This window comes from Nostoc sp. DedQUE04 (genome assembly GCF_034530995.1).
Classification (GTDB): Bacteria; Cyanobacteriota; Cyanobacteriia; order Cyanobacteriales; family Nostocaceae; genus Nostoc.
The window spans coordinates 70,967-91,483 of the sequence record NZ_JAVRCA010000018.1 but is presented as its reverse complement, the minus strand read 5'-3'; the positions used below and the strand labels follow the sequence as shown (position 1 = coordinate 91,483).

The 20,517-nt window shown below is 41.8% G+C and carries 5 protein-coding genes; all 5 read left to right on the top strand.

Going from position 1 to position 20,517, the window contains the following annotated elements; genetic code table 11:
* Positions 1–2 precede the first annotated feature (2 nt).
* The 5 genes from RM049_RS15225 to RM049_RS15205 all read left to right on the top strand — a co-directional run bounded on the left by RM049_RS15225 (position 3) and on the right by RM049_RS15205 (position 20,510).
* Positions 3–4,658 carry a polyketide synthase gene (locus RM049_RS15225; protein WP_322704771.1) on the top strand — a complete coding sequence of 1,552 codons (4,656 nt, stop codon included), beginning with the start codon at positions 3–5 and terminating at the stop codon, positions 4,656–4,658.
* Positions 4,659–4,740: 82 nt separating this feature from the next.
* Positions 4,741–9,399, top strand: coding sequence for an SDR family oxidoreductase (locus tag RM049_RS15220; RefSeq protein WP_322704770.1), 4,659 nt, complete (start codon positions 4,741–4,743; stop codon positions 9,397–9,399).
* Positions 9,400–9,623: 224 nt separating this feature from the next.
* Positions 9,624–11,255: a pyridoxal-dependent aspartate 1-decarboxylase PanP gene (gene panP / locus RM049_RS15215; RefSeq protein WP_322704769.1), complete on the top strand. Its 1,632-nt coding sequence runs from the start codon at positions 9,624–9,626 to the stop codon at positions 11,253–11,255.
* Between the two features lie 122 nt (positions 11,256–11,377).
* Complete coding sequence (locus tag RM049_RS15210) at positions 11,378–15,892, top strand: type I polyketide synthase (protein WP_322704768.1); 4,515 nt, start codon at positions 11,378–11,380, stop codon at positions 15,890–15,892.
* Entirely contained in the window at positions 15,885–20,510 is a 4,626-nt protein-coding gene (locus RM049_RS15205) for a polyketide synthase (RefSeq protein WP_322704767.1), read from the top strand. The genes RM049_RS15210 and RM049_RS15205 overlap by 8 nt, the downstream gene beginning before the upstream one ends.
* Positions 20,511–20,517: the final 7 nt, after the last annotated feature.

Here is a 20,517-nt window from a genome sequence, read left to right as displayed (position 1 = left end):
AAATGAAAAACAATTTAGAGGCTTCAGAAATTTTTAATGAGATAGCCATTGTAGGTATAAATGGGCGTTTCCCAAAAGCCAAAAATCTTGATGAGTTTTGGCAGAATTTACAGAATGGGGTGGAATCAATTTCGGTTTTTTCAGATATAGAACTGGAGTCTGCGGGTGTAGACAAAAGTACCCTAAATAACCCTAACTATGTTAAAGCAAACGCTGAACTGGAAGACGTAGAATTATTTGATGCTTCCTTCTTTAATTATTCTCCCAGAGCGGCAGAACTCATCGATCCGCAGCAACGGCTTTTCTTAGAAGTTGCCTGGGAGGCGCTCGAAAGTGCTGGCTACAATTCTGAAACCTATGAAGGTAGAATTAGTGTTTATGGTGGAGCCAGCGTTAGCAGTTACTTTTTATTCAATATTTTTTCTAACCCTGAATTAATAAAACTTGTTGGTTTTGATGAAATTAGACATAGTAATCGCCCAGATAACCTAGCTACACGAGTCGCCTATAAATTAAATCTAAATGGTTCAGCAATCACTGTCCAAACTGGTTGTTCTACTTCATTAGTCGCTGTACATTTAGCCTGTCAAAGTTTGCTAGATCGTGAATGCGATCTGGCCTTAGCGGGTGGAGTTTGCATATCTGGATCAGAAAAAGCTGGCTATTTTTATCAAGAAGGGGGAATTTTGTCTCCCGATGGACATTGCCGTGCCTTTGATGCCAAGGCAAAGGGAACTGTCAGCGGCGAAGGTGTAGGTATTGTAGTCTTAAAGCGATTAGAGGATGCGATCGCTGATGGAGATTTTATTCACGCTATTATTAAGGCTTCAGCTATTAATAATGATGGTTCTAAAAAAGTTGGCTACACAGCTCCCAGCGTCGATGGTCAAGCTCAGGTAATTGCCGAGGCTCTTGCCGTAGCGAGGGTGAAATCCGACATGATTAGTTATGTAGAAGCTCATGGAACCGGAACTGCTCTCGGAGATCCCATTGAAATTGCAGCGCTAACCAAATCTTTTCGTGCTACCACTGACAAAAAAGGTTTCTGCGCTATTGGTTCGGTAAAGACAAACATTGGACACTTAGATACTGCGGCTGGGATTGCGGGTTTAATCAAGACAGTTCTGGCGCTCAAACACCAGCAAATACCACCCAGTTTGCACTTTCAGCAGCCCAATCCGCAGATAGATTTCATCAACAGCCCATTCTATATTAATAACAAGCTTTCAGAATGGAAATCGAACGGACAACCTCGACGCGCTGGGGTTAGTTCTTTTGGAATTGGTGGCACTAATGCCCATGTAATTCTTGAAGAAGCCCCAATTCTGGAACCATCTAGTCCTGGACGCTCACAGAATTTATTGGTAATTTCAGCCAAAACTAGCTTTGCACTAGAAACTGCCACAATAAACTTAGTTAACCACTTAAAGCAGCATCCTCAACTCAACTTGGCAGATGTCGCTTACACCCTTGGGGTGGGTCGTCAAGCCTTTGAACATCGCCGAATCGTAGTTTGCCAAGACATTGACGATGCAGTGAAAGTTTTAGAAATCCAAGAGCCACAAAGGGTCTTCAGCCACTTCACCGAACCCAGTGAGCGACAAGTTATATTTATGTTTCCTGGTCAAGGTGCCCAGTATGTGGAGATGGGTAAAGAACTCTACCAAAATGAGCCAATTTTCCGAAAACAGGTTGATTATTGTGCAGAATTACTCAAATTCTCCATTGGGATAGACCTACGCAATATTCTATATCCCAGCAAAGAGCAAGCAACAGCAGCAGTGGAGCAGCTGACGCAGACTTATATTACCCAACCAGCCCTATTTGTCATTGAGTATGCCCTAGCTCAGTTGTGGATGTCATGGGGATTGCATCCTGAAGCCATGATTGGTCATAGCATTGGCGAGTATGTAGCAGCTTGTCTTGCTGGCGTATTCTCTCTAGAAGATGCATTGGCGCTGGTAGCTGCGCGAGGAAAACTAATGCAGCAGATGCCCTCTGGGGATATGTTAGTAGTGCCTCAATCTGAGAAAGAAGTGCAATCTTGGCTAGGCGAAGAACTTTCCCTAGCTGCAATTAACGGGCCATCATTGTGCGTAGTTTCGGGATCAAAATTGGCAATTGATCAGTTGCACAACAAATTAACTAAGCAAGGGATTAATTGTCGACGTCTGCATACTTCTGGTGCTTTTCATTCCCAGATGATGAACCCAATCATCGAGCCGTTCATGGTACTGGTGCAAAAAATCAACCTAAAAGTTCCCCAAATTCCTTTTATTTCCAACGTCACTGGTACATGGATTACTGCCGCAGAAGCAACTGATCCCAGCTATTGGGCAAAGCATCTACGGCAAACTGTGCGCTTTGCTGAGGGAATTACCGAGTTGCTGCAACAGCCAAAGCGAATCCTTCTGGAAGTTGGGCCAGGACGGACATTAAGTACTTTAGTTAGACAGCATTCAGAACAACCTGCTCAACCGATTGTGTTTTCTTCCTTGCGCCATCCCCAAGAACAACAATCGGATGTTGCCTTTTTGCTCAACATACTGGGTAAACTCTGGCTTGCTGGTTTAAAAATAGATTGGTCTAGCTTTTATGCGACTGAACGTCGTCACCGCATCCCCTTACCGACGTACCCATTTGAGCGACAAAGATACTGGGTTGAACCACAATCATCAAACGCCCTTGTGACTGCGCCCCAAAAAGCGTTACACAAAAAGCCAAATATTGCTGAGTGGTTCTACATCCCAGTTTGGAAACAGTCCAGACTACTTGAATCTGTTGAAAATACAGAACTGTCAAAACAGAAATTGTGCTGGTTAGTCTTTGTAGATAAATGTGAAGTGGGTTCACTCCTCGTAAAACGTCTGCAACAGCAAGGGCAAGACGTGATTACTGTCAGCTTAGGAGAGCAGTTTACCAAACTGTGCGATCGCTCTTATTGCATCAACCCTCAACAAAAAGATGACTATGAAGCCTTGTTCCAAGTTCTTCGTAGCCAAGATTTGATGCCACAAATGATTGCTCATTTATGGGTAATTACGCCAAACAATCAGACATCTTCAGGAATTGAATCGTTGGCAACAAGTCAGGCTGTTAGCTTTTACAGCTTACTTTTTCTGAGTCAAGCACTTGGACAACAAAGTATTACAGATGCTCTGCAAATTCTAGTGGTGACTAACAACATACACGATGTGACTGGTGAGGAAAACCCATGCCCCGAAAAGGCAACGGTACTAGGGCCGTGCAAAGTAATCCCCCAAGAATATCCGAATATGACTTGCCGCAATATTGATATTGTTATTCCTGAATCTGTAATATCGCAACAGGAGAAATTGATCGATCAACTAATAGCAGAATTTACAACCAAGCCAACTGACTCAGTAGTTGCTTATCGTAAGCATCATCGCTGGGTTCAAACATTTGAACCAGTCTCCTTAGAAGAGGCTAGCCCAGGGACAGCCCGATTACAGCAAGGGGGAGTCTACCTAATTACAGGTGGCTTGGGAGGTATTGGTTTGACACTAGCAGAATATCTGGCCAAGACAGTGCAAGCTAAACTAGTGTTGATATCACGTTCTGGTCTTCCTCAAGCAGATGAGTGGGAAAAATGGCTAATAACTCATGATGAGCAAGATCCTGTAAGCAAGAAAATCAGAGCAGTGCAGGTGTTAAAAGGGTTAGGTGCTGAGGTTTTAGTAGAGAAGGCAGATGTCGCTAACCTTGAACAAATGCAGTTAGCGATCGCATCAGTAACTAAGCGCTTTGGTAAAATTCATGGTGTCATCCATGCCGCCGGAATTGCTGGGGGAGGCATTATGCAACTAAAAACGCCCCAAGTAGCGGCAAGTGTTTTAGCTCCCAAAGTCCAAGGAACATTAGTCCTTGACAGCATCTTCAAGGACGTTGAATTAGATTTTCTGATCCTTTGTTCTGCCTTAAGTTCAGGCTCAATTCTCGGTAGATTTGGGCAGGTAGACTATTGTGCTGCTAATGCTTTTCTTGATGCCTTTGCTCACTGCAATACCTCCACGCGTACTACGTTCACCCAATCTATTAACTGGGGTGCTTGGCAAGAGGTCGGAATGGCAGTAAATACAGGAGTGGTGAACGAAGAATTAAAGAAAGAACGTGAAGAATACCTTAAAGAAGGGATAGCACCTGAAGAGGGTGTTGATGCATTTAGCCGCATTCTCCAAAGTAGACTACCTCAAGTTGTTGTATCAACACGAGATATCCAGGCTCAAATTCAGCAGAGTAATTCTTTCAAGTTTCTAGAAGAGGAATTAGCATCAGCAAGTCTGCCTCAAGTACTCCATTCTCGCCCTAATTTGGGGAATGATTACATCCCTGCTCGGAACAAGGTAGAGCAAATAATCACTAACATCTGGCAACAAATCCTTGGTATTCAACAAGTAGGTATCCATGACAACTTTTTTGAGTTGGGAGGAAATTCTCTAATTAGTGTTCAGATTATTTCTAAGTTAAAAGAAGAATTAAATATTGAGATTCCTATCGTCAGTATTTACGAAAGACCAACTATAAATTCTCTTGCCGAAATTCTCAGTTCTGATTCCAACGAAATCAATCATTTTGATCAAAATAAGTCTCGTGGAGAAAAACGTAGACAGAAAAAATTACAGCAACAGCGCCATTAAAATAATTCGTAATTCGTAATGGGCTAACGCCCCGCTCCGCTAACGTAATTCGTAATTAAAAAAATTAGTTAGGATTAATTAAATGATTGACAACTTAGACATCGCAATCATTGGCATGGTTGGCAGATTTCCCGGAGCTAAAAATATTGATGAATATTGGCAAAATCTGCGAAATGGGATAGAGTCAATTACTTTTTTTAGTGATGAAGAATTGCAAAAATTGGGGATAGAAGCTACGGTGCTGAGTGACCCTGACTATATAAAAGCAAAACCCATCATTGAAGATATAGAATTGTTTGATGCTTCATTCTTTGGCTTTAATCCAAGGGAAGCAGAAGTCATAGATCCACAACATCGCTTGTTTTTAGAGTCCGCTTGGGAAGCTCTAGAAAATGCTGGTTACGCCAATGCTGAAGGTTCCATTGGAGTTTATGCTGGCTCAAGTATAAGTGCATACTTATTTAATCTTTATTCAAATCCTGACGTTGTTGAATCAGCGGGTCAACTGCTGATAATTGGCAATGATAAAGATCATTTGTCCACACGCGTATCCTATAAACTTAATTTGAAGGGGCCAAGTTGCACGATTCAAACTGCTTGCTCAACTTCATTAGTTGCTATACATATTGCTTGCCAAAACTTGCTGAATAGCGAATGTGATATGGCTTTAGCTGGTGGCGTTTCTATAAATTTGCCACACAAAAGTGGTTATAAATATCAAGAAAATGATATCCTTTCGCCTGATGGTCACTGCCGCGCCTTTGATGCCAAAGCTGAGGGAACTATTTTCGGTAGCGGTGTAGGAGTTGTAGTCTTGAAAAGATTAGAGGATGCGATCGCAGATGGTGATTGTATTCATGCCATCATCAAAGGCTCTGCAATCAATAATGATGGGTCTTTAAAAGTTAGTTATGCAGCACCCAGCGTCGATGGTCAGGCAGAAGTAATTGTAGAGGCGATCGCTAACGCAGGAGTAGATCCCGATACTGTCACCTATATAGAAACCCACGGAACAGGGACATCTTTAGGAGATCCGATTGAAATTCAAGCTCTGACTAAAGCTTTTCGTGCCAGCACCCAAAATAAAAATTTCTGTGCGATCGGTTCGGTAAAAACCAATGTTGGACATCTCGATCGGGCAGCTGGTGTTGCAAGTATCATCAAGACTATCCTTGCACTTAAACACAAGGAAATACCACCTAGCTTGCACTTTCAAGAACCTAATCCAGAAATAGATTTTGCCAACAGTCCTTTTTACGTCAACACCACACTCTCTGAGTGGAAAACTAATGGCATTCCTCACCGGGCAGGAGTTAGTTCTTTTGGGATTGGTGGCACCAATGCTCATGTGATTCTGGAAGAAGCCCCTGCCGTTAAACCATCTGATCCTGCTCGTCCTTGGCAGTTGTTACAGCTTTCTGCCAAGACTAGTACAGCTCTGGAAACTGCTACAGCTAATCTACTTGCTCACCTGCAACAGCATCCAAATTTAAACCTGGCTGATGTCGCTTACACTCTAAGTGTGGGTCGTCGGGTTTTCAAGCATCGCCGGATGGTGGTTTGTCAAGATATGGAAGATGCACTAAAAGTGCTAACCACTCAAGATCCACAACGAATCTTCACCCACTACGAAGAACCCCGTAATCGTTCTGTAGTGTTTATGTTTTCCGGGCAGGGGACACAGTACGTAGATATGGGCAGGGAACTCTACCAGAGTGAACCTATCTTTAAACAGCAAATTGATTACTGTAGTCAACTGCTGAAACCACACCTAAATATCGACCTGCGCCATGTACTTTATCCCACTGAAGTGCAGAAACAACAGGCAGCAGAGCAGCTAAAACAGACTTTTATTGCCCAACCAGCACTATTTGTCATTGAATACGCCCTCGCTCAGTTGTGGATGGCGTCGGGTGTGCGTCCTGAAGCGATGATTGGTCACAGCATTGGAGAATATGTTGCCGCAACTTTAGCCGGAGTTTTCTCACTCAAAGATGCCTTAGAACTAGTGGCGAACAGAGGAAAACTGATGCAGCAACTCCCCAGTGGGGGAATGCTCTCAATTCAACTTCCGCAACAGGAAGTGCAACCTTTGCTCTTGCAGGAATTATCTTTAGCTGCAATCAATGCCCCTTCCTACTGTGTGGTTTCGGGCCCAACAGCAGCGGTGGAACAATTGCAACAGCAATTACAAACAAAAGGCGTAGGATGTCGGCGGCTGCATACTTCCCATGCTTTTCATTCCCAGATGATGGAACCCATCGTTGAGCCTTTCATCCAGTCGTTACAAAAAGTCAAACTCAATTCTCCCCAAATTCCATTTATCTCTAATGTGACTGGGACTTGGATCGCAACAGCCGAAGCAACAGACCCCAACTATTGGGCAAGGCATCTGAGAGAACCTGTGCGTTTTAGTGAGGGGATTGCTGAGTTAACTAAAGCACATGAACGCGTCCTAGTGGAAGTAGGCCCTGGACGGACGTTGACCACTTTTGCCAAACAACATTGGATAGAAGAATTGACAGCGCTCACCTCACTTCCCCATCCACAAGAGCAACAGTCGGATGCAGCATTTTTCCTTAACACCTTGGGTCGCCTGTGGCTTGTGGGGGTGCAAGTGGATTGGTCAGGTTTTTACGCCAATCAACGACGCCATCGTATTCCTTTACCAACCTATCCTTTTGAGCGTCAGCGCTACTGGATTGAGGCAAACCCAAAAGCTGCCCTAGCAACGGTGCCGCAAGAAACGCTAGACATAAAGCCAGATATTGCCGATTGGTTCTATGTTCCTCGTTGGAAAGAATCCATGCCCCTTGAGGTTTTTCAGCAAGAAGAACTAGTAAAACAAAAGTCATGCTGGTTGGTCTTTGTTGATGCCTATGGAGTTGGAGCCGAAATCGCAAACCGATTGGAACAATATGGTCATGATCTAATTATTGTCAAGGTAGCAGAGCAATTTGCCCAACTCAATGACCGGGAATATACTATTAATCCCCAGCAACCGGGTGATTATAATGCCTTATTGGAAGCGCTCCAAGCTCAAGATTTGACCCCCCAAGCGTTCGCCCATTTCTGGAGCGTTACACCCAACGCTACTTTGCCCAGCAACAAATCACCGGATGAGTTTTTTGAAGATTGCCAGAATCTCGGTTTTTACAGTCTAATGTTCTTGGCACAGGCACTGGCACAACGGAATATGACTGAGCCTATCAAGTTGATGGTCATTACCAGCGATGTACACGACGTAACTGGCGATGAGAGGTTATGTCCTGAGAAAATCACGGTGTTAGGATCATGCAAGGTGATTCCACAGGAATATCCCAATATCGCCTGCTATAGCTTTGATGTCGTGCTTCCAGAATTTGGAACCACCGGATCACAAAAACTGATAGACCACTTACTAGCAGAATTTACAGCCCAGCCAACAGACTTAATAGTTGCTTACCGGGGACATCATCGCTGGGTACAGACCTTTGAAGCCGTTCGCTTAGAAGAGAGGACCGCTGGCAAAACCAGGTTGAGGAAAGAAGGCGTTTACCTAATCACTGGTGGACTTGGTAAGGTTGGTTTAGCACTGGCGGAATATTTAGCCGAGACAGTACAAGCTAAATTGATTTTGCTGGGGCGAAAGGGTCTTCCTGAGAAAAACCAGTGGTGTCAATGGTTGACGAATCATGATGAACAAGATCGTGTCAGCCAGCAGATCCGCAGAGTGCAAGCACTTGAGGCTTTAGGTGCTGAGGTTTTGGTAATCAGCGCCGATGTGGTAGATGAACAACAAATGCAGAATGCGATCGTGATCGCTACTGAGCGCTTTGGTAAAATTCATGGTGTCATCCATGCTGCGGGCAATCTCAAAGCTGTACTTCATTCTATTCAACAGACTTCTAAAGCTGAAGCTCAAAAGCAATTTCAACCCAAAGTATATGGAGTATTTTTATTAGATAAACTCTTCCAAGGAAAAGAGCTTGATTTTTGTCTATTAACCTCTTCTTTAGCATCTGTGTTAGGAGGTTTAGGATTTATTTCCTATACCGCAGCAAACTTGTTTATGGATGCCTTTGTTCATAAGCATAATCAGACTACTAATTCTTGTCCCTGGTTTAGTGTAAACTGGGATGATTGGGGCATTAGGGAAGAACAACAAGATACAGAGATTGAACAAACTTTGCCTAAATTTTTCATGACGCCAAAGAAAGGTGTAGAAACTTTTAGACGTGTGTTATCAATGTCTAAAATCTCTCAGGTTGTTGTTTCAACTGGAGACTTGCAAGCTAGAATTGACCAATGGATTAAGCTGGAATCTTTACGAAATACAGAATTCTCGAACCAGGGAAATTTATTCTCAACCTATCAAAGACCAAACTTACATACAGTATATGTTGCTCCTAGAAATGAAGTGGAGCAAACCGTTGTAAATATTTGGCAAGAAGTACTTCATATTCAGGATTTAGGCATCCATGACAACTTTTTTGAACTTGGTGGTCATTCCTTACTCTTGATTCAGGTTCATAGCAAGATGCAAAAAATATTTCAGCGAGATTTATCCTATGTTGAAATGTTTCAATATCCCACGATCAGCCAGATGTCTAAGTATTTAAGCCAAGAGCAAAGTGAGCAACTTGCTTTTTCACAACATTCTCACCGAACTGAAAACAGGACAGTTTCAATAAAGCGCCAAAAACAAGCCAGACAAAATCATCGGGCAGCGGCAAATAAAAAAGGATTACCATCTCAATAGCTCAAAGAGACTATTCTTTGACTATTGAAAGTTAGTTTCATATAGGACTCGTATTTGATTTTTGAAAAAAACTCAGTACACTTTTATTCCTTCTTCCCTGTTCCCCGTTACCTGTTCCCTGTTCCCTCCCTACGCAAATAATTTCAGGAATCAAACCGGATTCCTATAGATAATCAAATCATTGCCTCAAAGAGTAAAAATATTAGATTATTCAAGGATAAAACATGACATTGAGTAAACAAGAAATGCCTAGTCAAAATAACTTGTTGATGACGGAGCCAACATTGCATTATGGGATAGAAAAAAAAGTAATGCAACTATTTGATCCATCAAGTCAATCATCCTCAGTAGAGGGAAAGATGGATAGGCAAGTTGCTACTTTAGTAGATGATTTTTTAGGCGAAATCAATGCTAATACTGATATTAAGCTTGATTGTTTAGTGGAAAAATTCAGTAATAGTAAAGCCCCTGTTGATCCTTCAAGTTTTGAAAGCTATTTCAATTACTTAGCTAACAACGTTGTCGCCCATTCAATACATACATCTTCCCCACGATTTATCGGTCACATGACCTCTGCACTCCCTAGTTTTGTGGGGCCTCTAGCGAAACTGATGACGGCGATGAATCAAAACGCTGTTAAGATAGAAACCGCTAAAGCCCTAAGCTTCTATGAACGTGAAGCTTTGGCAATGATGCATCGACTGATTTACAACTTTTCTGATAATTTCTACACACAGTATATTCAAAATAGTCAAAGTACATTAGGAATCTTAGTTTCGGGAGGAACAGTAGCAAATATCACGGCCCTCTGGTGTGCCCGTAATGCTTCCTTGGGAGCAAAATATGGCTTTTCTGGTGTAGAAAAAGAAGGTTTAGCCGCAGCCTTAGATTTCTATGGCTACAAAGGAGCGGTGATTATTGGCTCAGATTTAATGCATTACTCTTTTGATAAAGCTGCGGACTTTTTAGGCATTGGTAGGGATAGTTTAATTAGAGTATCTACTGATTGTAACAATCGAGTTAATATAAAAGAACTGCGCCGAACTGTTGCCGATTGTCGTGCAAAGAAACTACATATTATTGCGATCGTAGGCATTGCTGGGACAACAGACTCCGGTGGGGTGGATTCCCTTGCAGACATCGCAGAGATTGCACAAGATGCTAATGTTCACTTTCATGTAGATGCTGCCTGGGGCGGGCCACTAATTTTTTCTGAACAACATCGCCATAAACTTGCTGGTATTGAACAGGCTGATTCAGTAACTATTGATGGACATAAACAACTTTATCTACCAATGGGAATTGGTATGGTTTTTCTACGCGATCCGCATTTAGCGAAAGCGATCGAAAAACAAGCTAGCTACACTATGCGGGAGGGATCATTCGATTTAGGTAAACGTGCCCTAGAAGGTTCTCGACCTGGTATGGCTTTATTTTTACATGCTGGACTAAATCTAATCGGACTTAAGGGATATGAATTTTTGATTGATGAAGGAATTCGGAAAACTCAATATATGGCAGAGCGTATCCGTGCTATGCCAGAGTTTGAGTTGCTAGCAGAACCGGATATAAACCTTCTAATCTATCGCTACATCCCGGAGTCATTGAGAGGGCTTAGTAGCATAAATCAGTTGAGTGAAACTGATAATCAACTAATCGATCAATGGAATGAGCGTCTTCAGAAAAACCAGCGGCAAGCTGGTCGTACTTTTATTTCACGGACAACGAAAACAACTACTTGCTTTGGCACAGAAATTTCTATTTTGGCCCTGCGTGCGGTGATTGCTAATCCCCTAACTACTGAAGATGATATTGACGCCGTTTTAAACGATCAGATTCACATTGCTAGGGAATAGGGAATAGGGAATAGGGAATGGGGAAGTTTTATTTAAAAATCGAACAGGAGTCATATTCTATTGATTAGAAAAATACTTAGTTTAGAGAGCAGGCCTAAATAAAACATGATCGGTTTTTAAATATGACAAATGATTTTAATACCTTAAATTTCCAAGATGCAATAGCCATAATTGGTATGGCAGGACGTTTCCCTGGGGGGGGGAACGTCGATAAGTTTTGGCATAATATCCGAGATGGGTTGGAGACTATTTCTTTTTTTACTGATGAAGAACTGGTGTCTGCGGGGATAGATTCTACGGTTTTAAATGACCCCAATTATGTCAAAGCCGGCACTGTCATAGAAGATATAGAATCATTTGACGCGGCATTTTTTGGCTTTACTCCCAGAGAAGCAGAAATTACTGACATACAACACCGTCTTTTTCTCGAATCTGTTTGGGAAGCGTTAGAAAATGCTGGCTATAATTCAGAAAATTATGCTGGTCAAATTGGCCTTTTCGCTGGTGGAAATATCAGTAGCTATCTATTCTCAAACCTCTATCCAAACCAGGATTTGCTCAAATCTACAGACAGTTTGCAAATTTCTATTGGAAATGATAAAGACCATCTACCTACACAAATATCTTACAAGTTAAACTTTAAAGGGCCAAGTATCAATGTTCAAACTAGCTGTTCTACGTCATTAGTTGCCATTCACTTAGCTTGTCAAAGTTTGCTGAATGGCGAAAGTGATATTGCTCTGGCTGGTGGCGTTTCGATACAAGTGCCACAAAAAGTTGGCTACCAATATCAAGAAGGAGGAATTAATTCTCCTGATGGACATTGCCGCTCCTTTGATGTTAATGCTCAAGGAACTGTTTTCGGTAATGGTTTGGGTGTCGTGGTGTTGAAGCGACTAGAGGATGCGATCGCAGATGGTGATTGTATTCATGCACTAATCAAAGGTTCGGCTATCAATAATGACGGCTCTTTAAAAGTTGGTTATACGGCTCCCAGCGTGGATGGTCAAAGGGAGGTAATTTTAGAGGCGCTTGTTTTAGCTGGAGTTGAACCTGAAACTATCACTTATATTGAGGCACACGGAACCGGAACTTCTTTAGGAGATCCGATTGAAATTGCCGCTCTCACACAGGCATTTCGTGCCAGCACAAACAAAAAATGCTTCTGTGCCATTGGTTCAGTTAAAACTAATATCGGACATTTAAATACAGCAGCAGGTGTGAGTGGCTTAATTAAAACTGTCCAAGCCTTAAAACATAAACAAATACCGCCCAGTTTGCACTTTGAAGCGCCCAATCCTCAAATAGATTTTGCCAACAGTCCTTTTTACGTCAATACTCAATTATCTGAGTGGAAAACCAACGGGATTCCTCGCCGCGCTGGAGTGAGTTCTTTTGGTATTGGTGGGACAAATGCTCATGTCATCCTGGAAGAAGCTCCAGTTCTTGAACCATCTGGAACTTCTCGCCTTTACCAATTGTTGCTGTTTTCCGCCAAAACCAGCACAGCTTTAGAAAGTATTACAGCTAATGTAGTTGCTCACCTCCAGCAACATCCCGATATTACCCTACCGGATGTAGCTTACACCCTACAAGTCGGTCGTCGGGCTTTTGAACATCGCTGCATAGTGGTTTGCCATGATATAGATGATGCGGTGAAAGTGCTGACCTCCCAAAACCCAGATCGGATTTTTACTAACCACCACAAGCCAAGTCACTGTCCAGTTGTATTCATGTTTTCTGGATTAGGGGCACAGTACGTAAATATGGCGCGGGAACTTTATGAGGTTGAGCCGACATTTGGTGAACAAGTAGATATTTGCTCAGAAATTCTCAAACCACATTTAGGGCTTGATCTCCGCCATGTAATCTATCCTAGCGAAGACAAAATCGAAAAAGCTTCGCAGCAACTACAACAAACGGCAATTACTCAACCAGCACTGTTTGTCATTGAGTATGCCCTCGCTAAGTTGTGGATGTCATGGGGAGTGCATCCAGAGGCGATGATTGGTCACAGCATTGGGGAATATGTCGCAGCTGCGATCGCAGGTGTGTTCTCTTTAGAAGATGCTTTAGCGATTGTGGCAAAAAGGGGACAACTAATGCAACAGTTGCCCACAGAGAGGATGCTGGCGATTTCACCTTCATCTGGTAGCTTTGATTGTGCGATCGGAGAACCCATCTTGAAGGCGTTTGTCCAGGCTGTGAAAACAGTGAAACTCAACCCGCCACGAATTCGCTTTATTTCTAATGTCACTGGCAATTGGATTACAAACGAGGAAGCTACAAATCCCAGTTATTGGGGTCAGCATTTGTGGCAATCTGTGATGTTTTCAGATGGGATATCTCAACTGTTACAACAGATTGAAGGAATTTTCTTAGAAGTTGGGCCAGGACGAAGCTTAAGCACATTAACAACACAGCATCTATTTGATACAAAACAGCTAGTGCTGACTTCATTACGCCATGCCGAAGAAGAACAATCGGATGTTAGCTTCTTATTGCAGACATTAGGTCAGTTGTGGTTGGCTGGTGTAGAAATAGATTGGTCTGGGTTTTATACTCATGAACAGCGTCATCGTCTGCCTTTGCCGACATATCCCTTTGAACGACAAAAATACTGGATTGAACCCCAAAAACAAGAAATTGATCGCCATCCTACTCCAGCGTTACTGGGCAAAAAACCTGATATAGCTGACTGGTTTTACATTCCGTTTTGGAAACCATCTTTACCCCCAACACCGCTAAAACCTAAAGAATTAGCATCTCCAAAATCGTGTGTTTTGGTATTTATTGATGAGTGTGGCTTGGGTACTAAGCTGGTAAAACAACTGGAACAACAAAAACAAGATGTTATTACCGTAAAAATTGGGGCAAATTTCACAAAAATAGACGATTATCAGTATACCCTCAATCCCGATCACAATCACAATTATAATACCTTAATCAAAGAACTTTTAACACAACAAAAATTACCCACAAGCATTATTCATTTGTGGAACGTCACACCTGTTATTGAGAAAGAGTTAGAAATCGAAGAAGTTAAGAAAGCTCAAAAAACAGGATTTTACAGCCTGTTATTTATTGCCCAAGCGTTGGGACAACAGGAAACATCTTTCGCAGTAAAAATTACAGTTATATCTAACAACCTCCAGCCAGTTACAGGAAGTGAAATACTGTGTCCAGAAAAAGCAACTTTACTTGGCCCTATTAAAGTCATATCCCAAGAATACTCAAATATAAACTGTCATAGTATTGATGTGATTCTTCCCTCACCAGGAAGTCGCCAAGAAGAAAAACTTGTAGAAAAATTGCTGGCAGAATTTACAGTTGATAATTCTGAGAAAGTGATTGCCTATCGAGGTCTGAATCGCTGGGTGCAAAGTTTTGAGCCAGTACGCTTTGAGCAAACTCAGATCGGAACACCGCGATTAAAGCAAGGTGGAGTCTATCTGATTACAGGTGGACTTGGAGGTATTGGACTTGTGATGGCAGAATACTTAGCTCAAACTGTACAAGCAAAACTGCTGTTGATTGGTCGTTCAACTTTGCCTAAGCGAGACGACTGGGAACAGTGGTTAGCAACTCACAATGAGACTGATAGTATTAGTCGCAAGATTATCAAAGTGCAAGAACTCGAACAGTTGGGTGCAGAAGTTTTAGTGGTGAGCGCTGATGTCAGCAACACAGAACAAATGCAAGCCGCGATCGCTCAAGCTCAGTCAAAGTTTGGTCAGCTAAATGGTGTTATTCACGCCGCTGGAATTCTCAAAGATAAGTCTTTTGCAGCTATTGAAAATATCACTCAAATAGATTGTGAACAGCAATTTCAGCCAAAAGTACACGGACTCTTAGTATTAAACAAGATTTTGCAAGATAAAGAGCTTGATTTTTGTTTATTACTATCTTCCTTATCATCTGTTTTAGGAGGATTAGGATATGTTGCTTACTCGGCAGCGAATATCTTCATGGATGCTTTTGTACACCAACATAATCAGAAGCATTCTGTCTCCTGGAGCAGCATAAGCTGGGATAGCTGGCAACTGGAAAAAGAAAGTAACCAGAGTACATCTGTGGGTACAAGCCTAACCGAATTTGGGTTTAGTCCCAAAGAAGGTATAGAAGCTTTTCAAAGAATTTTAAACTGTAGTGAATTCAATCATCTAGTTGTTTCAACTGGAGAGCTACAAGCTAGGATTGACCAATGGATTAAGCTTGAATCTTTTCAACAACAAGCATCTGAGCAATCAACAAATTTATTAGCACTCCATCCTAGACCCGATTTACAAAACCCATATATTCCTCTCACAAATGAGATTGAACAAACAATTGCTAACATTTGGCAAGAAATTTTAGGGATAAAAGATATTGGTCTTTATGATAACTTTTTTGAATTAGGGGGAGATTCACTATTAATCATTCAGGTTCATCATCAACTTGTAAAAACGCTGAATAAAAACCTTTCAATTGCTGATTTATTTAAATATTCAACCATCAGTGCCTTAACAAAACATCTCAGTGAGAAAAAAGTTAAAACCGCAAAAGTTCAACAAGTTAACGAACGTGCCAGCAAAAAAGAATTGGCTATACAAGAAAAAAGACAATTAATGCAACAAAGGAGGAAAGCAGATGGATAATCATGAAATCGACGATTCCATCAAAGGTATAGCCATCATTGGTCTGGTTGGTCGTTTTCCAGGAGCCAAAAGTGTTAGTGAATTTTGGGAGAATTTGTGCAATGGCAAGGAGTCTATTGCTTTTTTCAGTGATGAAGAATTAGAAGTTTCAGGCGTAGATTCGGCATGGTTGCGCGATCCTAACTATGTCAAAGCTGCTGCTCGTTTGTCTGATATTGAGATGTTTGATGCTCCCTTCTTCGATTTATCACCAAGGGAAGCTGAAATCATGGACCCGCAACACCGTATTCTCCTAGAGTGTGCTTGGGAAGCGCTGGAAAATGCTGGTTATGACCCTAGAGCAGACAAAGAGTTGACTGGTTTTTACGTGGGAAGTAACTTGAGTATGTATATGCTAAATATACTGACTTCCAACCCTGATTTAGTTAAATCGATGGGTTCCTCAATTTTATTTAGCAATGGTCAGGACTATGCCGCAACCAGAGTTTCATATAAGTTAAATCTGAAAGGCCCAAGTCTCAATATCAGCACAGCTTGTTCTACTTCATTGGTGGCTGTTCATTCAGCCTGTCAAGGATTACTAAATTACGAGTGCGATTTGGCTTTGGCAGGTGGTATTTCAATACAGTCATTGGAAAATAAAGGTTATTTCTATCAAGAAGGGGGTATAACTTCTCCTGATGGTCACTGTCGCCCCTTTGATGCTAAAGCTCAGGGAACTATTTTCGGCGATGGCGTGGGTATTGTTGTACTCAAGAGATTAGAGGATGCTTTGGCGGATGGAAATAGCATTCATGCAGTGATTAAAGGTTCAGCGATTAATAACGACGGTGCGGCAAAGGTGGGTTACACGGCTCCTAGTGTAGATGGTCAAGCTAAAGTGATTGCCGAGGCTCAGGCGATCGCAGGAGTTACCCCCGAAACAATTAGCTACATTGAGACTCACGGAACTGGTACAGCTTTGGGAGATCCGATTGAAATTAGTGCCCTCAAGGAGGCGTTTGAAACCAGTACCAACCAAAAAGGTTTCTGTGCGATCGCATCGGTAAAGGCTAATGTCGGACACTTAAATATAGCTGCTGGTGTGACTGGTTTAATTAAAACGGTGATGGCGCTCAAGCACAAATTAATTCCTCCCAGCTTACACTTTGAACAACTAAATCCGAAAATAGACTTCGCCGACAGCCCCTTTTACGTGAATAATACGTTATCGGAGTGGAAAACTAACGGAATTCCTCGCCGCGCTGGGGTTAGTTCTTTCGGAGTTGGGGGTACTAATGCCCATGTCATCTTGGAAGAACCCCCAACCCTCAAACCTTCGGGAAAATCCCGCCCTTGGCAATTGCTGGTGTTGTCAGCCAAGACAACCACAGCCTTAGAAACTACAACAGCTAATCTAGTTGAGCATTTAAAGCAGCATTCTGATATTACTCTTGCTGATGTCGTACATACTTTACAAGTAGGTCGTCGGGCTTTTGACCATCGCTTGATGGTGGTTTGCCAAGACCTCGGCGACGCGCTCAAAGCACTGACTACGCAAGATCCGCAACGAGTTTTTACCCACTACCAGAAGCCCTGTAACCGTCCAGTCGTGTTTATGTTTTCTGGACAGGGGGCACAATACGTAAATATGGCGCGGGAACTTTATGAGGTTGAGCCGACATTTCGGGAACAAGTAGATATTTGCTCAGAAATTCTCAAACCCCATTTAGGGCTTGATCTTTGCCATGTACTCTATCCTAGCGAAGACAAAATCGAAAAAGCTTCACAGCAACTACAACAAACAGCAATTACTCAACCAGCACTGTTTGTCATTGAGTATGCCCTCGCTAAGTTGTGGATGTCATGGGGAGTGCATCCAGAGGCGATGATTGGTCACAGCATTGGGGAATATGTCGCAGCTGCGATCGCAGGTGTGTTCTCTTTAGAAGATGCTTTGGCGATTGTGGCAACAAGGGGACAACTAATGCAACAGTTGCCCACAGGGAGGATGCTGGCGATTCCACTGCCACAAAAAGATGTGCAATCTATTTTAGATGTGAACGTGTTCTATACTAGGTCTTTACAGATAGCAGCTATTAATAGTCCGTCTTCGTGCGTTGTTTCTGGTACTGTTGAAGCGATCGCCACACTCCAAAACCAATTATCCTCTCAAGGGATTGCATGTCGGCTGTTGCATACATTTCATGCCTTTCATTCTGTGATGATGCAACCCATGTTGGAGGCATTTGTGCAAACTATGAAAAAAGTCAAACTTCAGCCGCCAGAAATTCGCTTCATTTCCAATGTTACTGGCAGTTGGATTACAGACGAGCAAGCCACAAATCCCAACTACTGGAGTCAGCATTTGCGGCAAACTGTAAGATTTTCGGATGGTATATCTCAACTTTTGCAACAGTTTGAAGGTGTTTTTCTGGAGGTGGGGCCGGGACGAACCTTAAGCACATTCGCAACACAGCATCTCAAATCTGATGCCAAACAACAGGTGTTGACTTCCTTGCGTCATGCTAAGGAAGAACAATCAGATGTGGGCTTTTTGTTACAAACATTAGGGCGGGTGTGGTTGGCTGGTGTAGAAATAGATTGGTCAGGATTTTATACTCATGAACGGCGTCATCGTCTTCCTTTACCTACTTATCCATTTGAGCGACAAAGATACTGGATTGATACTAAATCACCATCAGTTTCTACAAGTAATAACTCTGTAAATTTAGATAAAAAACGAGACATTACTAACTGGTTTTATATACCTTCATGGAAACGTTCTTTACTACCTCCATCTCGCCCAGAATTAGAGAATGAACAATGGCTGTTGTTTGTTGATGAATGTGGTGTGGGTTCCCAATTAGTTAACAAACTGGAACAGAATGGTCAAGATGTCATTGTGGTGAAGCTAGGACAACAGTTTAGCAAACTCAGTGAGCGGACTTATGCGATTAATCTGCAAAGTCGAGATGACCATGAAACATTGCTCAAAGAACTGCTTACACTTGGTAAAATTCCCCAAAATATTGCTCATTTATGGAGTTTAAATCGCTTTGAAAATCGTCCAATAGCTCAGTATCTAGAATTCAACAGTTTGCTGTTTTTAACTCAAAGTATTGAAAAGCTAAAACTTAGCGATTTCCTGCAAATATTGGTTGTATCAAACCAGATTCAAGAAGTTAATGGTAATGAAACTCTCGACCCAGAAAAGGCAACTGTATTAGGTTTATGTAAGGTTATTCCTCAAGAGTATCCTAATATTGTTTGTCGGAGTATAGATTTTGTTTTAAATAAACGCCCAAATATCTTTGCCGAAGAGGGAATAACAGGAGATGATCGCAGTTACATCGTAGACCAAATCATTAGCGAGATTGATGCTTTGTCGCCTGACTTGGTTGTTGCATATCGCGATCGTTACCGCTGGGTTCAAACATTTGAACCAGTACATTTAGAGTCAGCAGTTGTAGAAAAAACTCTGCTGAGAAAAGAAGGTGTTTACCTCTTTCCAGGCGGATTAGAAAGTTTTGGAGTTGTACTTGCAGAATATTTAGCAAAAACCTTACAAGCAAAACTCATATTTATTGAAGATTCCGTTTTTCCAGAAAAAGATGAATATTCGCAATGGCTTAAAATTCATTCTCAAGAAGATGAAGTGAGTCGCAAAATCCAAAAACTCTTAGCATTAAAGGAATTAGGTACAGAAGTTTTGGTAGTCCGTACAGATACAACTAACTATGAACAAATGTACCAAAGCCTTGCACCTGAGAAGATTGGTCAAATTCATGGGGTTATCTATTCAAATGGAAAAATACGTGAAAATCTATTTTGCTCAATTCCAGAAATTGCTCAGACAGAGCTAGTAAAAATACTTGAGTTTCAACGTCAGAATATTACCACATTAGAACAAGTTTTCGAGAGTATAAAGTTAGATTTTTGGATCAATTTTTCTTCTTTATCTGCCATTTTAGGAGGATTTGGGTTAGCTTTATACTCAGGAGTTAATCAGTTAACAGATACCTTTACTCAAAAACATAACCAAAATAAATCTTTACCTTGGATCACCATAAATTGGGATAAATTACAACTGAATACCAGCCAAGAGCAAAAAACATTTAAACAGATATCTGAGACAGAATTAGCAATTACTGAAACAGAAAGTTTAGAAGTATTTCAACGGATATTCTCTTTAGGAGAAGTAACTCAGTTTGTTGTGTCCACAGTGGATCTTAAAGCGAGATACGAACGCACGTTTAAACTTAACCCTCTACTAAATTCAAAGTCTTCCAATCAAGTAGATTCATCCTCAGCTTACTTCAGACATAACCTGAGTAATCCCTATGTTGCTCCAACTAACAAGTTAGAAAAACAAATAGCCGAAGTTTGGCAAGAAGTTCTGGGGATTACACAAGTAGGTATTTACGATAACTTCTATGAGTTAGGGGGAGACTCTCTGATTGCAACTCAACTAGTTTCTCGATTGCGAGCTAAGTTTCCAGTGGAGTTACCACTGCGCGACCTTTTGGTGCAAGCAATGATACCAGCCAAGCAAGCGGAAATGGTTGAGCAACTTCTGTTGGAGAAAATTGAAGAATTATCTGAAGAAGAAGTAGAAGCTCTTTTGGTTAATGAGTAATGCTCAA